General features: G+C 38.9%; 13 protein-coding genes. 3 read left to right on the top strand and 10 right to left on the bottom strand.

What is annotated here, in order from left to right; translation table 11 throughout:
* Position 1 precedes the first annotated feature (1 nt).
* Positions 2-1,420 carry an ABC transporter permease gene (locus ABR854_RS13880; RefSeq protein ID WP_350266009.1) on the bottom strand — a complete coding sequence of 473 codons (1,419 nt, stop codon included), beginning with the start codon at positions 1,418-1,420 and terminating at the stop codon, positions 2-4.
* A gap of 4 nt (positions 1,421-1,424) precedes the next feature.
* Positions 1,425-2,120: an ABC transporter ATP-binding protein gene (locus ABR854_RS13875; protein WP_350266008.1), complete on the bottom strand. Its 696-nt coding sequence runs from the start codon at positions 2,118-2,120 to the stop codon at positions 1,425-1,427.
* Between the two features lie 144 nt (positions 2,121-2,264).
* Between ABR854_RS13875 and ABR854_RS13870 the strand changes: the two genes are divergently transcribed.
* On the top strand, positions 2,265-2,531 hold the full coding sequence (locus tag ABR854_RS13870) for a hypothetical protein (RefSeq protein WP_350266007.1): 267 nt from the start codon (positions 2,265-2,267) through the stop codon (positions 2,529-2,531).
* On the top strand, positions 2,498-2,917 hold the full coding sequence (locus ABR854_RS13865; RefSeq protein ID WP_350266026.1) for a type II toxin-antitoxin system VapC family toxin: 420 nt from the start codon (positions 2,498-2,500) through the stop codon (positions 2,915-2,917). The genes ABR854_RS13870 and ABR854_RS13865 overlap by 34 nt, the downstream gene beginning before the upstream one ends.
* 58 nt (positions 2,918-2,975) lie before the next feature.
* Here ABR854_RS13865 and ABR854_RS13860 read toward each other — a convergent pair whose 3' ends face one another.
* From ABR854_RS13860 to ABR854_RS13845, 4 genes are all read right to left on the bottom strand, one after another.
* Positions 2,976-4,331 (bottom strand): DUF3526 domain-containing protein, encoded by a 1,356-nt coding sequence (locus ABR854_RS13860; RefSeq protein WP_350266006.1) that lies wholly within the window; start codon positions 4,329-4,331, stop codon positions 2,976-2,978.
* A gap of 1 nt (position 4,332) precedes the next feature.
* Positions 4,333-5,781 carry an ABC transporter permease gene (locus ABR854_RS13855; RefSeq protein ID WP_350266005.1) on the bottom strand — a complete coding sequence of 483 codons (1,449 nt, stop codon included), beginning with the start codon at positions 5,779-5,781 and terminating at the stop codon, positions 4,333-4,335.
* 10 nt (positions 5,782-5,791) lie between these two features.
* On the bottom strand, positions 5,792-6,790 hold the full coding sequence (locus ABR854_RS13850; RefSeq protein ID WP_350266004.1) for an NAD(P)/FAD-dependent oxidoreductase: 999 nt from the start codon (positions 6,788-6,790) through the stop codon (positions 5,792-5,794).
* Between the two features lie 69 nt (positions 6,791-6,859).
* Positions 6,860-9,361, bottom strand: coding sequence for a TonB-dependent siderophore receptor (locus ABR854_RS13845; RefSeq protein WP_350266003.1), 2,502 nt, complete (start codon positions 9,359-9,361; stop codon positions 6,860-6,862).
* Positions 9,362-9,607: 246 nt separating this feature from the next.
* Here ABR854_RS13845 and ABR854_RS13840 point away from each other — a divergent pair, with 246 nt between their 5' ends.
* Positions 9,608-10,819, top strand: a complete 1,212-nt coding sequence (locus ABR854_RS13840; protein WP_350266002.1) for a GTP-binding protein — start codon at positions 9,608-9,610, stop codon at positions 10,817-10,819.
* Positions 10,820-10,872: 53 nt separating this feature from the next.
* Here ABR854_RS13840 and ABR854_RS13835 read toward each other — a convergent pair whose 3' ends face one another.
* The 4 genes from ABR854_RS13835 to ABR854_RS13820 form a co-directional block, all read right to left on the bottom strand.
* Entirely contained in the window at positions 10,873-12,357 is a 1,485-nt protein-coding gene (locus ABR854_RS13835) for a RagB/SusD family nutrient uptake outer membrane protein (RefSeq protein ID WP_350266001.1), read from the bottom strand.
* A gap of 12 nt (positions 12,358-12,369) precedes the next feature.
* Positions 12,370-15,534, bottom strand: a complete 3,165-nt coding sequence (locus ABR854_RS13830) for a SusC/RagA family TonB-linked outer membrane protein (protein ID WP_350266000.1) — start codon at positions 15,532-15,534, stop codon at positions 12,370-12,372.
* A 262-nt stretch (positions 15,535-15,796) separates the two neighbouring features.
* Positions 15,797-16,681 carry a 4-hydroxy-tetrahydrodipicolinate synthase gene (gene dapA / locus ABR854_RS13825; RefSeq protein WP_350265999.1) on the bottom strand — a complete coding sequence of 295 codons (885 nt, stop codon included), beginning with the start codon at positions 16,679-16,681 and terminating at the stop codon, positions 15,797-15,799.
* A 211-nt stretch (positions 16,682-16,892) separates the two neighbouring features.
* Entirely contained in the window at positions 16,893-18,167 is a 1,275-nt protein-coding gene (locus ABR854_RS13820) for a serine hydrolase domain-containing protein (RefSeq protein WP_350265998.1), read from the bottom strand.
* Between the last annotated feature and the right edge of the window lie 34 nt (positions 18,168-18,201).

The following is an 18,201-nucleotide window of genomic DNA, read 5'->3' as shown; positions in this document are numbered from 1 at the left end:
CTTAGCTAAGGCTTATGTTTTTAAGATTAGACACCATCTTTATGCACATAAAAACCCAAATCAAAAGTGCCAACAGGGCTACCCAATTTTGGCTTAAAACCGAGGTAATGGATGGGTTTTTGAAATCAAAATCAGGAATTTTGGCATAAATACCGGCATCGGCCTTTTTCTCCCAATCACCTGTTTTTGAGAAATCACGCATGTGAGTATTAAGTGTTTCCACCATTTCGTAGCGGTATTTTTCGGCGTATTTCTGAAAAGCCAAAGCCGTTTTGTAGTCGCTCCCAGCCAAGCCCATCGAAAGGTTTCTGACCGCCATAAAAGGATTTAGAATTGCCGAATACGCCGCCACCGAGTTTTGATTTTGATAGATGTTTTCCATCCTATCAAAATGCTTGTTATACACCATCGTCGAGTATTTTTCGCCTTCCTGCATAGCGATGGCATCGAAATTTACTGGGAGTTGTTCCACAGAATCGACCTTATATTGTGCCAGAACTTGCTTTTTTAGTGCCTCAAAACGTTTATCCGAAGGGTTGTGGCCGTCAATGCCGTTTTCTTCATCTTTGTGAATGGCCTCTCTGAACTCAAAATTGGAGGGTGCTTTGAAAATACTCGCTCCAATATTGGTGGTGGCTTTGGGCAAAATCACGCAAGCCAGCACCCAAATACCCAATAATGAAAGGAGGGCATTGCGAGAAGACCCAGCCCGTGCCGAAATAACTACCGAAAGACTGATAAATACAAAGAAATAGACCGCATAAGCCAGTAAAGTCAAGGCAAAACGGAGCAGTAAATCGGCTGAAAGTGAGCCTTCGGTGCCGATTAAAATCAAGATAAAAGTAAGTAACAAAGCAGGAACGATAATCCAAGCCAAGGCTTTTGAAAAACCTTGAATCTTGCCCCATGCAATTAGACTCATACTTATACCCTGACTAAGCATGAGTTTGAGAGTATTGTCTTCTTTTTCTTGCGAAATGCTATTGAAACATAAGAAAATAATGAGCAAAGGTACCAGCATTTGCAAAACAAAGGCAACGGTCATTTCGCCAAAACGAATCAAGGATGAACTATCCTGAGCCGCCGAAAACTTGGGGTCGTTTTGTCGGTGAGCTTCTAAATACACATTTGTACCCGTGAATGAATCTACTCCGAAATCGAAGAAACTCATTTCGGACTTAGGTCTGAGTGCAAACGAGCCGTAGTGAGCCGCCGAATGCGGATTTTTTTCTCCCTGATTGAGCCAAGTTTCACGGGCTTCTTTTTGTGCTAAATCTCGTTCTTTTTTGAGTGAACGATACGATGCAAATCCTCCTAAAAGTGCCACCAAAAGTAAAAAGGCAATCAAACCACCCATGAGTTTGAAGCGTTTGTCACGCAGCAGGGTAGTGTATTCTTTGTTTGCGATGATTTTTTTCATGATTTCACACCGTTTGTAAGTACAACTTCTCTAACTCATTAGCCGAAATTTCTTTGGCATCAATCACCGAAACCAAGTTGCCTTCTTTCATAATTCCGATGCGATTGGCTACTTCTTTCGCTCTGAAAATATCGTGGGTAGCCATCAAAACTGCCGTTCCATTTTGAGCCAATTCACGCAGAATCTCTGAAAATTCGTTGGAAGCTTTGGGGTCAAGTCCTGAAGTGGGTTCATCGAGCAAAAGGGCTTTGGCTTTTTTGGCAATGGCAATAGCAATGCCTACTTTTTGTCGCATACCTTTTGAATAGCCACCCACTCGTTGATTATGAGCCGTATTTTGCAAACCAGCTTTGCTCAAAAACGAACTTAATTCATCTTTTCCATACGAAAAACCTGCCAAAGAAGAGAAAAACTCTAAGTTTTCGATACCCGTTAGATTGGGGTACAACATCACTGTTTCGGGAATGTAAGCGAGGTATTTCTTGGTTTCGAGGGCATTTTCTGCCACCGAAACGTCATTGATGCTTGCCGAGCCACCCGAAGGCTGAATGAAGCCTAAAAAGCAATTGATAGTAGTGGTTTTTCCTGCACCATTTTGACCCAACAAGGCAAATATTTCGCCCTCATTGATGGTCAGATTCAGACTGTTGAGAGCCGTTTGCTCTCCATAAGTTTTGGTTAAATTTTTTGCCTGTAACATATCTTTAGATTTACGATTAATTCGATTTTTGATTGTGTTTTAAATCTGTGAAAATCAGCGTTTTGCAGAATCCGTTTCATCAGCGTGCCATCATGTCTTTACTAAATTTTAATTTCTTATTTTTGTACACAAAATGTATGTATAATGCTTACAATTCAATTACGTAATCTTCCCGAGAGCCTTTATTTGGCGATTCAGAAATCGGCTGTGGCTTCAAAACGTTCGATGACCAAAGAGGCTATTTTTTTAATAGAAACTGCCTTGAAAGTCAATCATTTGAGTGTAAATCAAGATTCCCCAAAAACCAAAGCATTATCAGAGTTGAAAAAGCTGGCGAACCAAAATCAATCACCACTCAGCCTTGAGGAAATCAACTCATTTATAAGCGAAGACCGAAACCGATCATTTTAGATACCAATGTTTACCTAAAATTTTGTTTTGAGCCTTCCGAAAAGCTTGAACAACTCATCAGTCAAAACGCACTTTTTGCACCTTCGCTTCTTCGCTTTGAGGTGGTGAATATTTTAAGGAAATACCATTTCTTTAAAAATGTACCTTTAGAGCTTATTCAGGCTTACGAAAAAAATGTGTTTGAGCTAATCGAGGCTTTTGTACCTGATGATGAACTTTTTACTACTGCCAAAGAACTTTCTTTTCAATTAAATCATCCTATTTACGACTGCCTCTTCCTCGCTCTGGCTTTAGAAACTGTTGATATTTTTGCCACTTATGACCAGAAATTATCCACAAAAGCTGCCTCTCTAAATATCGCTACTATTGACTTAAATGGCCTTTAGTGACAGACATTCTAATCATTAAATCTGCGAAAATCAGCGTTTCGCAGAATCCGTTTCATCAGCGTGCCATCATGCCTTTACCAAATTTCAATTTTGCCCAAAAAACACACAAAATGCTGATTATCAATAATGGTAAAAGTATTTTCAACCAATTAATACTCGGTTTTTCTTGGTAAAATTCTAAGCCAAATTTCTTCCAGTTTTCATCATTTACTGCCGCTTCGGTAAAGATTTTAGGGTAGAAATAAAGTCGTTTTTGCTCATGAAAATTTTCCAGTTTTTCGATAAAATTCAAGTAATTATCCATATCCGAAAGGCTCAAAGCATTGAGGCTCAATTGCGTATGAATACTCGGAAAAAACATACCAGCCGTACTGCTGAAGGCATTGCGTTTTTTGAGTTTCTCTTTAAATGCCAATGCTTCTTTTGCCGCCTCATCGTCGCCCATTTGTTGCATGGCGTAGTACCACAACCAACTATAATCCTTGCCTTCGGGGTGTTTAAATTGGCTAAACTGGGGGTATTGTTGATGAAATTTTGCTACGGTTGGTTCTTTGGGTTCGTCCCATTTATTGTGGTAGCCATCACGACTTTCCAACACAGTGCTGAATGCTTCGGGAACAGGATAAAGATTGACTGTAATTGCATTAATTCCAGCAGGAACTACGATGGTGAGTGTTACCCAAGAAAGCAATAAAATCAAGGCATTTTGGCTCGAATTTTTATGAAAACTGGACACCAACCAAGCCAAAGCAAACCAAAATCCAACATATAAAATGGCAGTAAGAACAAATGCCAAAAATGCAGTATCGAACGGAATGGACAAGTAGAATTTGGCGATGATGAGTAATGAAATTAAAACCAAAAGCACACTCACGAACCGAATTAAAATCTTTGTTCGTAGCATTTTTAGCGGATTCTCGGACTGGCTCAAAACCAAACTCCAAGTGCCTTCTTCTTTTTCTTCCGAAATAAGGTTGAAACAAAACGCAATAATAATGAGCGGAAAAAAGTAAATCAACACGAAACTAAAATCCATATTTCCGAGCATCTGATACATGGGGTTCATCAAATCGGTGGCGTATTTTTGCTCTTCCAGATTCCGAATCGTTACGCTTTGTAGCGAAGGATTAATATCTCGCTGACCAATGGCCAAACCCGCCAAATTGGGCATATCATTTACCAATCCAAAACGCACATAATAAAGCAATAAACCAATTTCTTTTGGGTGAAACTCTACGTTTTTGGCAATGCTTTCTTGCTGATAATGAGCAGTTTTTTCGATGATTTCTTTGTTTTTGTCTAAAAAATGTTTACCGATATTGAGGCTAATCAAGCCCGCCACAAACAGTATCAAAAGACCTGTCATTAAGCCTTTTGAACGAAGAAAGTTTTTTATCAATAGTGCTTCCATATCAAAATGCTTTGAGGTTTTTAATCGAATAATTAACTAAGAGAAACAGTCCTAAAGTCCATAAAATCAGTGAAATAATAGATATGACTTCGTTTTTAAATACTTCTGCCAAACTCAAAAACTGATGATGGAAATCGGGTAAATCGGCCCAGTGTTTTTTGCTGATAATGGCTTTTTTATCGGCCGATGATTTTACCTTATTGCCGATGTATTTTATCTGTAACTCGTTCATGGTTTGAGCCAATTTATATCGGAAATCTTCGGCTTGATTCTGAAAATCGTTGTAAGCCGAGTAATCAGTTCCCGAAAGTGCCATCGAAAGATTTTTGATAGCCATATAAGGATTCAGAAATGCAGTAAAACGTACTACATTTTGTTGTTTTTGGTAAGTTTTTACTAACGCAGCCTGATGTTTTTTGTAGGTTTCGGCACTGAGTTTTTCGCCTTCACGCATTATATAACCGCTGTAATTGAATGGTAATTTATGCGTAGAATCTACTTTGTAAGCAGTTAATAATGAGTCTTTTAATGCCTTGAAATGTGGGTCATTGGGGTTGTGGCTATCGCCCTGCTTGATGAGTTCTTGCTCTACGGTGGTATCAAACTCAATTTTTGATGGTGATGGAAAAAGATTCTGACCCACAACCTGCGAAACTTTAGGCAACATCAAGGTAAAAAACAACCAAAAACCAATAAGCGAAGTTAGAGCCGATTTGGAAGATTTTGCCTTAGCCGAAACTAAAACTGCCAGTACAGAAAGGATAAAAAAGTAAGCTAAATAACTGATAATGAGAAAGAAATATCGCAAATAGCTTTGCGGATTTTCGGAAGTAAATTCGTTGAAAACCAGCAAAATAAGACCAATAATGACCGATGGAACGAAAATACTGAGAGCCAAATCAAACAAACCGAGCGATTTGCCTAAAATGAGTTCTTGCCAACTTACGCCTTGTGTGAGTAAAATTCGCAGCGTGCCGTGTTCTCTTTCACGAGCTACCAAATCAAAGCCCCAAAAGAAAATGAGTAGGGGAAGTAAAAGTTGCAGAATCATCCCTGCCGAAATTTCACCAAAACGCAGCAATCCATTCGATAAACTGGCTTCTGAAAAGTTGACCGTATTTTGTTTGTGAGCTTCCAAAAAAACGGCATTTCCTACGTAGCTATCCATGCCAAAATCGAAGAAACTCAGCGGAAAGCGATTCCTAAATGCTACATAACCATAATGTGCCATGCGGTGCGGATGTTTATCGGGACGATTTTCCCAGCGTTCTCGCACTTCGTGGCTATAATGTTCTACGGTTTCTTGTTGATTTACAAGATTTTTGTATCCTGAAAACAAAGCAAAAAGTAATAAAACGTTAAAAATCCCAATCAGCCAAAGCGTACTGGAATTCTTGATTTTACTACTCCAAACCTGTTTTGAAATAAGTTTTAGTATGTTGATTCGCATTTTTCTTAATTTAAAAAGACTCTTCAATAAGTTCTCTATTGGCCATAATTCCTGCCAGTGAACCTTTGGCCACGGCATTGGCCACTTGGCGAAGTGGCGAAGCATTATCGCCAGCGGCAAAAACACCTTTCACGTTTGTTTGCTGGAAATCATTGACTTTTATAAAGCCCATTTCGTCAAATTCACAACCCAGTTGAGCTGCGATATCCGATTTTTGGCTAAACGGTGCTCGATGATAAATCACAGAAATAGGGAAATCTTCCGCATCATTTAAGCTAACTGAAGTTACTTTTCTTGCCAGATGATTAATTTTTACTATCTGATTCTCTATGATTTGGATGCCTTTCGATTTTATTTTTTGTGTTTGTTCTTCGCTTAAAGTTGAGCTACCATTTGTCAAAAGCGTGAGATTTTTTGTCCAATGATTTATCATTTTTAAATACTCAAAAGCTTCGTTTCCATTGGCTATGATTGCTGTTGGCTGATTTTTTACCTCATAACCATGGCAATAGGGACAGTGAATAACCGAATTTCCCCAACATTCTGACAATCCTTCTATTTTTGAAGTATCGTCTTTCAAGCCCCAAGCCAGAATTAGTTTTTGTGCTTTTACTTCACCATTTTCTTTAAGTTTTATTTCAAACCCATCCTCTGATTTGCTGGCATTTATAGCTGTATCATTTATAAATTCCACGGTTGGGTATGCCTCCAGTTGCCTGCGAGCTTCCGCCAAAATTTCAAGCGGAGGTTTACCGTCTTGAGTCAGGAAATTGTGTGAATGTGGTGTTTGGTTATTGCAAGGTTGCTGATTATCAATGATTAAGACCTTTCTTAACGAACGCCCCAAACTCATGGCAGCCGACAGTCCTGCAAAACTTCCTCCGATGATTATTACTTCGTATTGCTCTTTTTTCATATTTTGTTTTTTTGAGGGTACATCAAAAGGGAAAATTAGGCTTGCTAATGCTGCACTTGATTTCTTGATAAAGCTTCGCCTTTTATTGTTCATCCGTAATGATTTTTGCCACGAATTCACGAATGATTGAGTTTCAATTAGTGAATTCGTGGCATATTTTATTTAAAATTTATAAGACGCAGTCAGCATAAAGTTTCTTGGTGCTCCTGGAAACAAACGGGTATAATTCTGAGCTCCAATCCAGTAGGTTTTATCGAAAAGGTTATTCATGTTCAAAGCCATTTGCACATTGCTTTTGCTCGGATTGTAGTAAATCGCCGCATCAAAAGTGGTAAAGGCAGGCACTTCAAAAGCTCGACTGAACCACGGAATTCGACTACCTTGGGCGTTCATTCCTGCACCAATTCCCAAATCTTTAAGTTTAGAATTAGCTCCGAAATTGTAGCGAGTCCAGATATTACCGCTATGTTTGGCCACATTTTCTTTGCGTTGACCCACCAATGTTTCGTTGGCATCGGCCATGATTTTAGCATCAATAAAGCTATACGAAGCGTTGATTTGCCAGTTGGGCAAGATATAACCCGCCAAATCGGTCTCGAAACCACGACTGCGGTCAGCCCCACGCTGTACCAATAAGTCTGGCATGGCAGGGTCGTTGGCACTCATTAAAATATTTTTTTGATTGATTTCGTACAATGCCATGTTGAGCGTAAAGCGGTTATCTAATAATTCGGCTTTCATACCCAACTCTTTCAAATCGCTGATAAGTGGCTTGAAGGTTGCCGCTGAAGTTGGTGTCCAAAAGTATGCCCCAGTGCTTGGCATGAGCGTTACGGTGTTGGATTGTGGCTGATAGCCTTCTAAATAAGTACCGTAAACATTGATGTTTTTGGTTACTTCGTAAGTCAGGCCGATTCTCGGAATCAAAGCTGTGTTTTTGAAAGATGCTTCGTTGGGAGCGTTGTAGTTGGTTATATCTTCAAACCATTCGTTTCTTAAACTCAACAAAGCAGAGAATTTGTCGATTTTAAGCTGCTCTTGAATGTAAATAGCATCGGTCGTAGTCAATGCTGATGGCACTGCAATACGGCTATTCATGGTGTAATCATTCAAATTTCTGACGGTGTAAGTAGGATTATTGAGGTCAAAATAATTGACATTCGGTCTTGGTAATGTTTTTCCACCAATCGTAACAGTCTGATAATTAGCTGCATTGGCCACTACGAAACTTCCTGCCACCGAGCCATCTTTCAACAAAAAACCACGAGCAGCGTTTTGTCCACCACCTTTGAGTTTGTTCCAGCTTTGTAAGTCATAGCCCACCAAAAGTTTATGCGAAGTTTTGCCCGCATTAAAATTGAAATTGAAGTAAGCGTTTAGGTTATCAGTATTCCATAATTGCTTGCGTTGCACCATTTGCATTCCTACCAAATTCGTTACTTCGGCACCCGTGATGTCTCTCGCAAAGGCGTTAGTGGTGCGATGTTCCTGCAAATCTTCCGACCACGTTTGTTTCATATACGAGGCATTAAAACTGATTTTTTCACTGAATTTATGCGAAAGATTCGCCGTAAGAATCAATTCTTTCGATTTGAAAAAATCGTTAGCTGCACCTAAATTTAAGCTGATTGGCGTACTATTTAGGTTGGTTCTGCCTGCTACCGCCCCAAATATTGGCTGACCACGGTCGAGATTACCCACCATATTTGAGTAAATCAACTCCGTATTTATGGCAGTTTTATCGCTCGGCAAATAGGTAATAGATGGAGAAATCAAAACCGAATTATTTTTCACCAAATCACGGTAAGATTGTGCTTCTTGGTAAGCTCCGTTGATGCGATAAAGCAAAGTTTTTGATTCATTCAATGGTCCAGTAAAATCCAAAGCCCCACGCACTGTACTGAAACTTCCTGCACTCAGACTCACCTCTCTACGAGTTTCGGCCAAAGGTTTTTTTGTTACCATGTTGATACTTCCACCTGGGTCAACACTGCTAAAAGTAACCGAAGCTGGGCCTTTCAGCACCTCTACACGCTCCACATTGGTAGTAAGTGGTTGCAAAAAGTAAAACTGGCGGGTACGCATTCCGTTGATAATTTGCCCTTCCTCGTTTTGACTTATTCCTCTGATATTGAATTGATTATAAAAACTCGAAGGCGAAACCCCCGAAGCGATTTTTACGGCATCGGCCAACTGAAAAGCCCCACGGTCGGCAATCAACTCTTTGGTAACGGTGCTGAGAGCCTGCGGCAATTCCTTGTTTTTGATGGCAATTTTGGTAGCCGAGAAACTATAATCGGAGTTATAATCTTTCTTTGCACGGCCAACTATTTCCACGCTTTGAAGTTCGGTAGTGTTTGACTGTAATTTTATGACAATGTTTTGTTGATTATTGCTAATGACAATATTTTGTTCATACTTTTCGTAGCCCACTGAGCTTACTACGAGTCGATAGTTTTGGTTTGAAAGGTCTTTGAATTCAAAAATACCTTTTAAATCGGTCAGCGTACCTTTAGTTTCTGATGCCGAAATGAGCTTTACGCTGGCATTCACAACAGGTATTTTGCTTTCGTCGGTAATTGTGCCGACCAAAGTATTTTGGGCATTTGCCGCAAAAAACAGCATAAACAAGAGAATTGTACTAAGTAAATTTTTGAGAAGCATAAGACTAATAAATAAAAGTGTTTATTGTTTTAGAGTATTTTTTTGCTGATAATCAGTGGTTTATGGTTAGACTAAATCTATACATTGAAAAATCCACAGGCCATGAGCTTGTGGATTTTTTGTAAAAACATCTATACTTAAAACCTACCTTTTGCTTTAAGTGATGCAATATTATTGCATTATTATTTCATTTGCAACATAATTGCATTTATTTTTGCAACAAAGATGCAAAAATAAAAAAATAACATGAGAAAATTACCCGTTACTGTATTATCTGGCTTTCTTGGAGCTGGAAAAACAACTTTACTCAACCATGTTTTACATAATAAGGAAGGCCTCAAGGTGGCCGTCATTGTGAATGACATGAGCGAAGTAAACATTGATGCCCAATTGGTGGCTAAAGAAAATACGCTTTCTCGCACCGAAGAAAAACTCGTAGAGATGAGCAATGGCTGTATTTGCTGCACTTTGCGAGAAGATTTGATGATAGAAGTAGAAAAATTGGCCAAAGAAAAGCGATTCGATTATTTATTGATAGAATCGACAGGGATTTCTGAGCCTGTGCCTGTGGCTCAAACATTTAGTTTTGTTGATGAAGAAAATGGCATTGATTTATCGAAATGGTCGTACATTGATTCTATGGTTACGGTGGTAGATGCCTTTAATTTTGGTAGAGATTTCGGCTCGACTGATACCGTGAAAAGTCGAAAAATGAACGAAGATGAGCAAGATTACCGCACAATTGTTAATCTTTTGACCGACCAAGTTGAATTTGCCGATATTATTATTCTCAACAAAACCGATTTGATTACGCCTTTTCAGTTGGGTGAATTGAAAGCGATTATTAAGTCGTTGAATCCTATGGCAAAAATCATTGAATCGTCGTTTTCTAAGGTAAATCCTAACGAAATTATCAATACAGGTTTATTTGATTATGAAAAGGCAGAACAATCGGCTGGTTGGATTCAAGAGTTGGCGAATCGTGAAAATGGAATTGCTCATAACCCTGAAACGCTCGAATATGGAATCAGTAGTTTTGTTTTTCGTGATAAACGACCTTTTCATCCTGAGCGTTTTTGGAATTATTTGACTGAAAATTGGCATGCGGGCATTATTCGCTCAAAAGGTTTATTTTGGATAGCCTCTCGCCCCGACGAAGCATTGAATTGGAGTCAGGCGGGTGGTTCGCTTCGGGCAGAGGGGGCAGGAGTTTGGTGGGCAAGTATGCCTTTCAATGAACGAACACGATATGTTGCTTTCGTAGAAAATCAAAAAGAAATTGAAAGTAGATGGGACAAACGTTTCGGTGACCGACAAAATGAATTGGTAATTATCGGACAAGATTTAAACGAAGGTGTGATTCGGTTCGAACTGGAAGAATGTCTTTGTACCGAGGACGAAATCAAGCGAGTGGAACAAAAAGGAAAGTTTAAAGACCCATTTCCTGTAAGTATGTAATAAAAAAATCCGTAGGCATGGCTTACGGATTTTTTATGTTTAGTACAAAAATCTTACAATGGATTCTGTACGATTGCTGGGTTTGATTGTATTTCTCTTAATGGAATCATAAACTCCCATTGCTTATCACCAGCAGGAACATCAAATAAAACAGCTACTGATGCAATTTGGTTAGTTCCATTTCTGTTCAAAGGCTGATTTAGTCTTTTCAAATCAGTAAATCTTACACCTTCTCCCCACATTTCCACTCTTCTATGAAATAAGATTTCATCAATTAAGGCTGTACCTGTTGCTGTCGAAAGTTTATAACCTGTATCACGTTTGCTTATCAAATCGAATAATACTTTTGCGGCGTCGGCACTATTTCCTAAACGTGCTTTTGCTTCAGCTTCGATTAAGTACATTTCGGCAACTCTCATGTATGGTACATCGCCCATCGCAGAAGTAGAAGGCGTGCCTGGAAGTCTGAATTTTTGGTTCAAATATGCAGGTCTCACACCACCCGCAGGTACAATTGAGTTAGCTGCAGTAGGAGTTTTTACCCACATTTTCGAGCGAACATCCGTTGCAGGTATCTTATCATAAAGTGTATTATTGATTACTTTAGGATAAGTTCTGATTACGGTAGAGTTATAGTTACAAGAAATATATGAGTGATAACCGCCAAAAAACTCTGATTGGTCTTCGAGGTGGTCAAAACCCCACATCCATTCTGGATTTGTAATATCGGCAAATCCTTCTTGGTATTGAGCGGCTGTCATGATGCTTGAGCCTGTGCTACGTGCTTCTGCGGCAAATTTTGCAGCATCGGCCCATCTTTGTTGCGTTAATGCAACTCTTGCCAAGAAGCCTTTCACCACTTCAAGATTGATGTGTGATTTGAAACTTCTTGCTGATTTCAATAAAGTGGCTGCTTCTGTAAGGTCTTTGTTGATTTGCGTATAAACATCTTCAACTGTTGCTCTTGGAAGGCCTTCGGTTGTTGGTGTAAGTACCAATGGCACACCTAATTGTGCATTTGGTTTTGCGTTAGCATCATAGCGTTTGCCGTATAACTGTACCAAATTAAAATATGCCCAACCTCTCAAAGCCAATGCTTCTCCTTTTACTTGGTCTCTTTCTGCTTGTGTTCCTACGGCTTTATCAATGTTAGCAATACCAATATTGGCATTTCCGATAGTTCTGTAATACAATTCATAAGGAAAACGAGCCATCGTACCAACGTCAGTTCTGTGGCTTGTCCATCTTGTTTCGCCAACGTGCCAGCTTGCAGCTGTTGTTCCAAGAATCATGTCTTCGCCCATGTGGTCGAGAATAATCATCATTGCAGGGTGTCCCGAATGCCCTTGTGAGGCGAGATAACGGTATATCAATGAGCGGTAAATTCCATTAATTGCTGCAGCCGCATTTTTGGTTGTAGCATAAGCCGAGCCAGCATCAACACTCTCGGTAGGAACTGTATCAAGGTATGTTTTTTCGCATGAAATCGAACCCATGCTCAAAACGATGGCGAATAAAATTATTAATCTTTTTTTCATTGTTAATTTCAATTAAAGTGAAAATGAAACACCTAATACTATTGATTTTGCAGGGCTGAAAGCATTGCTTGTTACGCCATCAAAGTTCTGTTGAACGTTCATACCTTTTCTGCGAGAAACAATAACGAAGTTTTCAGCACTTGCATAAACCTGTGCATTTTCTAAAAATACTCTTTTAGACGCTCTGCTTGGTATTGCATAAGCTAAGGTTATGGTACGTATGTTTAAATAGCTTGCATCAATTAACCAACGGTCAGAAGCGGCATCGAAATCAGCAGTACGACCAGCATCCATTCTTGGTACATTTGTGATGTCACCAGGGTTTTGCCATCTGTTCATGATATCTACGTGTTTCGCATTATTATAACCCGCACCCATCAAACTCGCATAAGCACCATCGTAAGTTTTACCACCTAATTGGTAAATAGCTAAAGCTGACAATGAAAATCCTTTGTATTTAAAAGTGTTAGTAACCGCACCACTTACTAATGGAATAGATGAACCATTATAATGGAAACGAGCATTACTTACTACATTCGTTAGGGTATCGCCAGTTTCGGTAATACGTGAGTTGGCAGGTACATAATTGATTGCTCTATACTCTGCCACACCAGTTTCTGGATTTACGCCTTTGAATTCTCTCAACCAAAAATCAAAAATTGATTGCCCTTCTTTCAACTTTTTAGTACCACTGATAATCTCTTTACTGGCATCAGGCATTTTGGTTATTTGGTTCTTGATTTTGGTTGCATTCAAATTTATATTCCACGAAAAGTCTTTGCTTCTTACAAGTGCAATGTCTAATTCAAGTTCAACTCCTTTGTTGAACATCGTACCGATATTACGAGTTTGAGTAATGATACCCGCCGAAAGTGGCAAAGGCACATCAAAAATCAAATTGCTTGAACGCCTGTCAAAATACTCGATTGTACCATTGATACGATTTTTTAACAAACCAAATTCTAAGGCTATATCAAAAGCATTGCTCGATTCCCACTCAAGTTCTCTGTTTCCAAGACTTGATTGCAAAATACCTGCTTCGGTTGCATTATTATCACCCAAAGTATATAATGCTTGCCAAGCATAACGGCTAATATCTCCGTCGTTACCTGTTTGTCCGTATGAACTTCTAAGTTTCAAATTGCTAATAAACGTGAGTTCCTTAATAAATGCTTCTTGGTCTAAACGCCATGCCGCACTAACTGAGTAGAATGTACCCCAACGAGTATCTTTGTAGAATTTACTTGAACCATCTCTACGAGCAGAGAATGATGCAAAGTATTTTTCATTGAAGTCATAGTTAACTCTTGAAAAATAACCTTCTACTCTTCTATCTCTTCTACGAGAGTCGAGATTGGTAGTTGTAGTAAAGTTTAGGAGTTCAACGTTGCCATCCAAAATCTGACCTGACCTCGAACCGTTAAGTCGGTTATCAGTTTCGTTATAGTTTTCGTGACCAACTAATACACCAATGCTATGGCTACCAAGCGATTTATTGTAGTTTAATAACTGCGAAAGGTTGTAGCTCGTAACGTTTTCAAATATATGCGTAGCTCTTCCTGATGGAGCAGCATCACCTACGATTGGGTTACCATAAGTTATGGTGTTGATATTTGTTAAATCTACACCAAGATTAGTAGTAAATTTAAAATCTTTTAAGAAGGTAATATCTGCGTAACCACGACCACCTATAACATTTCTACGGAAAAAGTTTTGATTCAATGTTGTTTCAGCAAGTGAATGACGGCCACCATACACAGGTCTATTTGGTAAGCCCAAAGCACTTAAATTACCTAAATCATATCTTTTAGTGCCGTCTTCATTCAACAAGAATGAACCAGGATTTGCAGGGTCAAAAGCATAAACAGGGTAGATTGGAGCCATACCTCTTGAAAAGAAGAATGGATTTACAAATGATGTATTACCATCAGCATCTGCTTGGTTTGATTTTGTGATGGTTGTCGAAATGTTTGAACCCACTTTAAACCAAGATTTTATTTGATTGTTTACGTTCAAACGAGCCGTGTAACGGTCATAATCCGAACGAATCAAAAATCCTTTGTCTTTTAAGTACGATAATGAAAGGAAATAATCTGACTTTTCTGATGAACCAGAGAAGTTGATGTTAAGCTCATCACGCACACCTTGACGTACCAATGGCTTTTCCCAGTTCAAATCATCAGCACTATAAATCATAGTAGCACTCGGATTCAATTTCCCATCAACTCCCACCAACTGAGCAATCGGAACGTTGAATACGTTATAGGCTGCACCAGTAGTTGAATTAACACCTATTATTCCTGCTAAGTTAGCTGAAGCGTTGGTGCTGGCTGTTGCAAGTGCAATAGGATTTGTTGCTCTGTAAGCAAAACTATTACGGTTTGCTTCCCACATCAACGGATAATACTCTGCTGCTCCAACTCTTTCATATTCTTGTAAACCTCTGCTATTAAAGCCTTTTGTGAATTTTACACTGATGTTGTTTTTGCCTTTTGCACCTTTTTTGGTTGTTACCATTACAACACCGTTGGCTGCTCTTGCACCATAAAGGGCAGTAGAAGCTGCATCTTTCAAGACCGTAATTGTTTCGATATCATCATTGTTAAGGTTGGCGATACTTGCACTGTAAGGTACACCATCAACAACATAAAGGGGGTCGTTTGAAGAAGAAATCGAGCCGAAACCTCTGATTCGGATAGCAGGAGCAGAACCTGGCTGACCACTACCCACAGTAGTCTGAACACCAGCCGAAACACCAGCAAGGGCTTGTCCGATGTTGGTAATAGGTCTTGGGCCTATTTTGTCAGCCCCAATCGTGGCTGCCGAACCTGTAAATGAGGTCTTTTTAGCTGTACCGAAAGTAGTTACTACTACCTCGCTTAGAGTTTCACTACTTGTCTCAAGGCTAATTTTGAGAGAGGTTTGATTCCCAACTGCTACTTCTTGACTTACGAAGCCAACATAACTAAATACTAAACGTGCATTGCTCGGAACACTAATTTTGAAGTTGCCATCAGCATCTGTATTTGTGCCTTTCGTAGTTCCTTTTATGGTTATAGCTACACCTGGTAAGGCTGAACCATCATCACCGATTACTTTTCCAGTAATAGATTTCTCCTGAGCCATCGACGAGAATGCCAACGAGCAAAAGAAGAAGAATTGGAGAATTCTCTTCATAAAGTTCTTAGTTTGAAGTGATTAAGTAATATTTGAATTAAAATAAGTAACAAATGTATATTAAAATTGTATTAAAACTATATTGCGAAGCAAATAATTTAGACAAAATGGCAATGTTTAACTGATAAAGTCATGGATAATAGCTTTGAAATGGTATTTTTTAGCGAAAAATAACACTGATTTTAGTGAAATATTGGGGCAAAAAAAAATCTGTAAAAGATAACTTACAGATTTTCTTGAAAAAGTACTTTTTATTTTTTTATTATTTCCAAAAACCTTCGGCAAGCATCGCTTTTTCGAGTTTTACTCCCAGTTCGTCAGAGGCTTTTACTAAAGGCAAACGGACTTCTGAACTACAAATGCCTTTTATCTCGCAACACTTTTTGATACCAACAGGATTTGATTCTACATACAATAGTGTATCAAAATCAACGAATCTTTGTTGAATTTCTGCTGCTTTATCAAAATCTCCTTTTAAAGCTGCCCAAGTTAGTTCTCCAAATTCTTTCGGGAAAGCATTAGCAATTACCGAGATAACACCACTAAAGCCCATGCTGATTGAAGTTGTCACGAGGTTGTCATCGCCCGAAAGCAATAAGAAATCGGCTGGACAACGTTTCGTTAATTCAATCGCATTTTCGATGCTACTTGCATCTTTGATACCAATAATATTTGGGTGCTTGGCCAATTCTAAAACTGTCGGGATTTGAATTTGTGTAACCGTACGCCCAGGAACATTATACAATAAAACTGGCACTGGCGAAGCATCGGCAATAGCAGTAAAGTGAGCAATCAAGCCCGCTTGTGATGGCTTATTGTAGTAAGGACAAACTGATAAAATAGCCGAAACCCCACTTAAATCAGTGTTTTTGATGGTTTCGAGAACTACTTTTGTATTATTTCCCCCCAAACCATAAACAATTGGGAGCTTCTTTGGATTATTTTCTTTTACAAATTTCAGTAAATCTGCCTTTTCTTGAGCAGTTGTGGTTGAGGTTTCGCCCGTTGTACCTTGCACAACGAAGTAATCTACGCCTCCTTCGCTCGTAGTTTCGAGCAAACGACGCAAACCATCGTAATCAATTTCGTGGTTTTGGTCAAATGGTGTAATTAGAGCGACACCTACGCCCATCAATGGATGTTCCATTATTTTATTGTTATTTTTTCGAGCCGTAAAATTCGGTAGAATATTGTATTAAAGAAAGATTATCGCCTGAAAAGTTTGCGTAAAATATTAGTTTAGTTATTTTGCCAAAGGGCTGAAATGTTGTTTTAGTTGCAAATCGTTACATATTGTTAAAGCTTTTTTTCTTAATAAAAACAACCATCTGCAACAATTTTAACCATTAACAACATTTTCAAAGCATCGACTGATAAACCAAAACTCTGAATTTACGAACGATTTCAGAATAGTGGGCGTAAGGATGCACATTTGTAAAGACCAACATTATTGTTTCTTCTTTTGGGTCGATGGTGTATTCTGAGCAGTACATTCCCCCCCAAGTAAGCGAACCAGCTGTGGCGTTATCACCGTAGTGTGACTCGGGAGTTATGATTTGCAGCCCCAAACCAAATTTATCTTGTCTGTCCCATACAAAGCTTTCACCAATTTGATTTCTGCCCATGATTTCTACCGTTGAGCGAGCTAATAATCTTTTACCGTTAAATTCGCCTTTATTGAGAATAAATTGGCATATTTTGGCATAATCTTCAACCGTACTCAATAGACCAGCTCCACCCGAAAAATAGCTTCTTTCGCCAGAAATGGCATATTTTCGGTAAGTTTCGTTGGCGTGAAGACTTAATTTGTCGTTTATGTTTCCTTTCGAGTAAAGTTCTACTAAGCGTGAAGCCTTGGCATCGGGCAAATAAAAATATGTATCGTTCATGCCGAGTGGGTCGAGTACTTTTTTGCGTAAATATTCATCAAACGACATTCCCGAAAGTACCTCAATCAATCGGCCGAGTACATCGGTGTTTAGTCCATAAACGAATTGTGTACCTGGGTCGGCGATGAGTGGGCGAGCCGCAATTTTATCTACTACATCTTTCAGAATATCTTTATCTGTTGAGCAGAAAAATGGCACTTGGAATTCAGGCAAATCTTGCAAAGCGTGTTCGTACGGAATTCCTGCCGAATGGCTCATTAGTTGCCGAATCGTGATTTCAGATTTGGCAGGACGAGTGATATATTTACTTCTGTCCTTTTCGTCATAACTTACCAAAACTCTCGGATTTTTGAAAGCAGGAATATATTTTGAGATTGGTTCGTCGAGAAAGAATTTTCCTTCTTCAAAAAGCATTAAAAGCCCAACCGTAGTAATAAGTTTTGATTGTGAAGCAATTCTGAAAATATCATCTTTTTTGAGTGGCGTTTTTGACTCAAGATTGCTATATCCGAATGCTTTATAGTGAACAATTTTTCCTTTTTTTGCTATAAGCGTAACAATATTTGGGGCAATTCCTTTGTCAATTACTTCTTGAAAATGTGCATCCAGACGCTTCAAACGCTCGCTCGAAAACCCAACTTCTTCGGGTGTTTTGGCGGTTGTGAGGTTTTGAGGGACTTGGGCTTTTATTCCTGTAATGAGAAATAAAAATATGAAGGAAAGGAGAATAGATAAATTTTTCATAGAGGAATTTCATTCAGGGTTTTGTTTTTACAAA

Source organism: Emticicia sp. W12TSBA100-4, from assembly GCF_040253585.1.
In the GTDB taxonomy this organism is placed as follows: domain Bacteria; phylum Bacteroidota; class Bacteroidia; order Cytophagales; family Spirosomataceae; genus Emticicia.
Note: the sequence above shows the minus strand (reverse complement) of the source record. Positions and strands in the feature narration are given on the sequence as shown.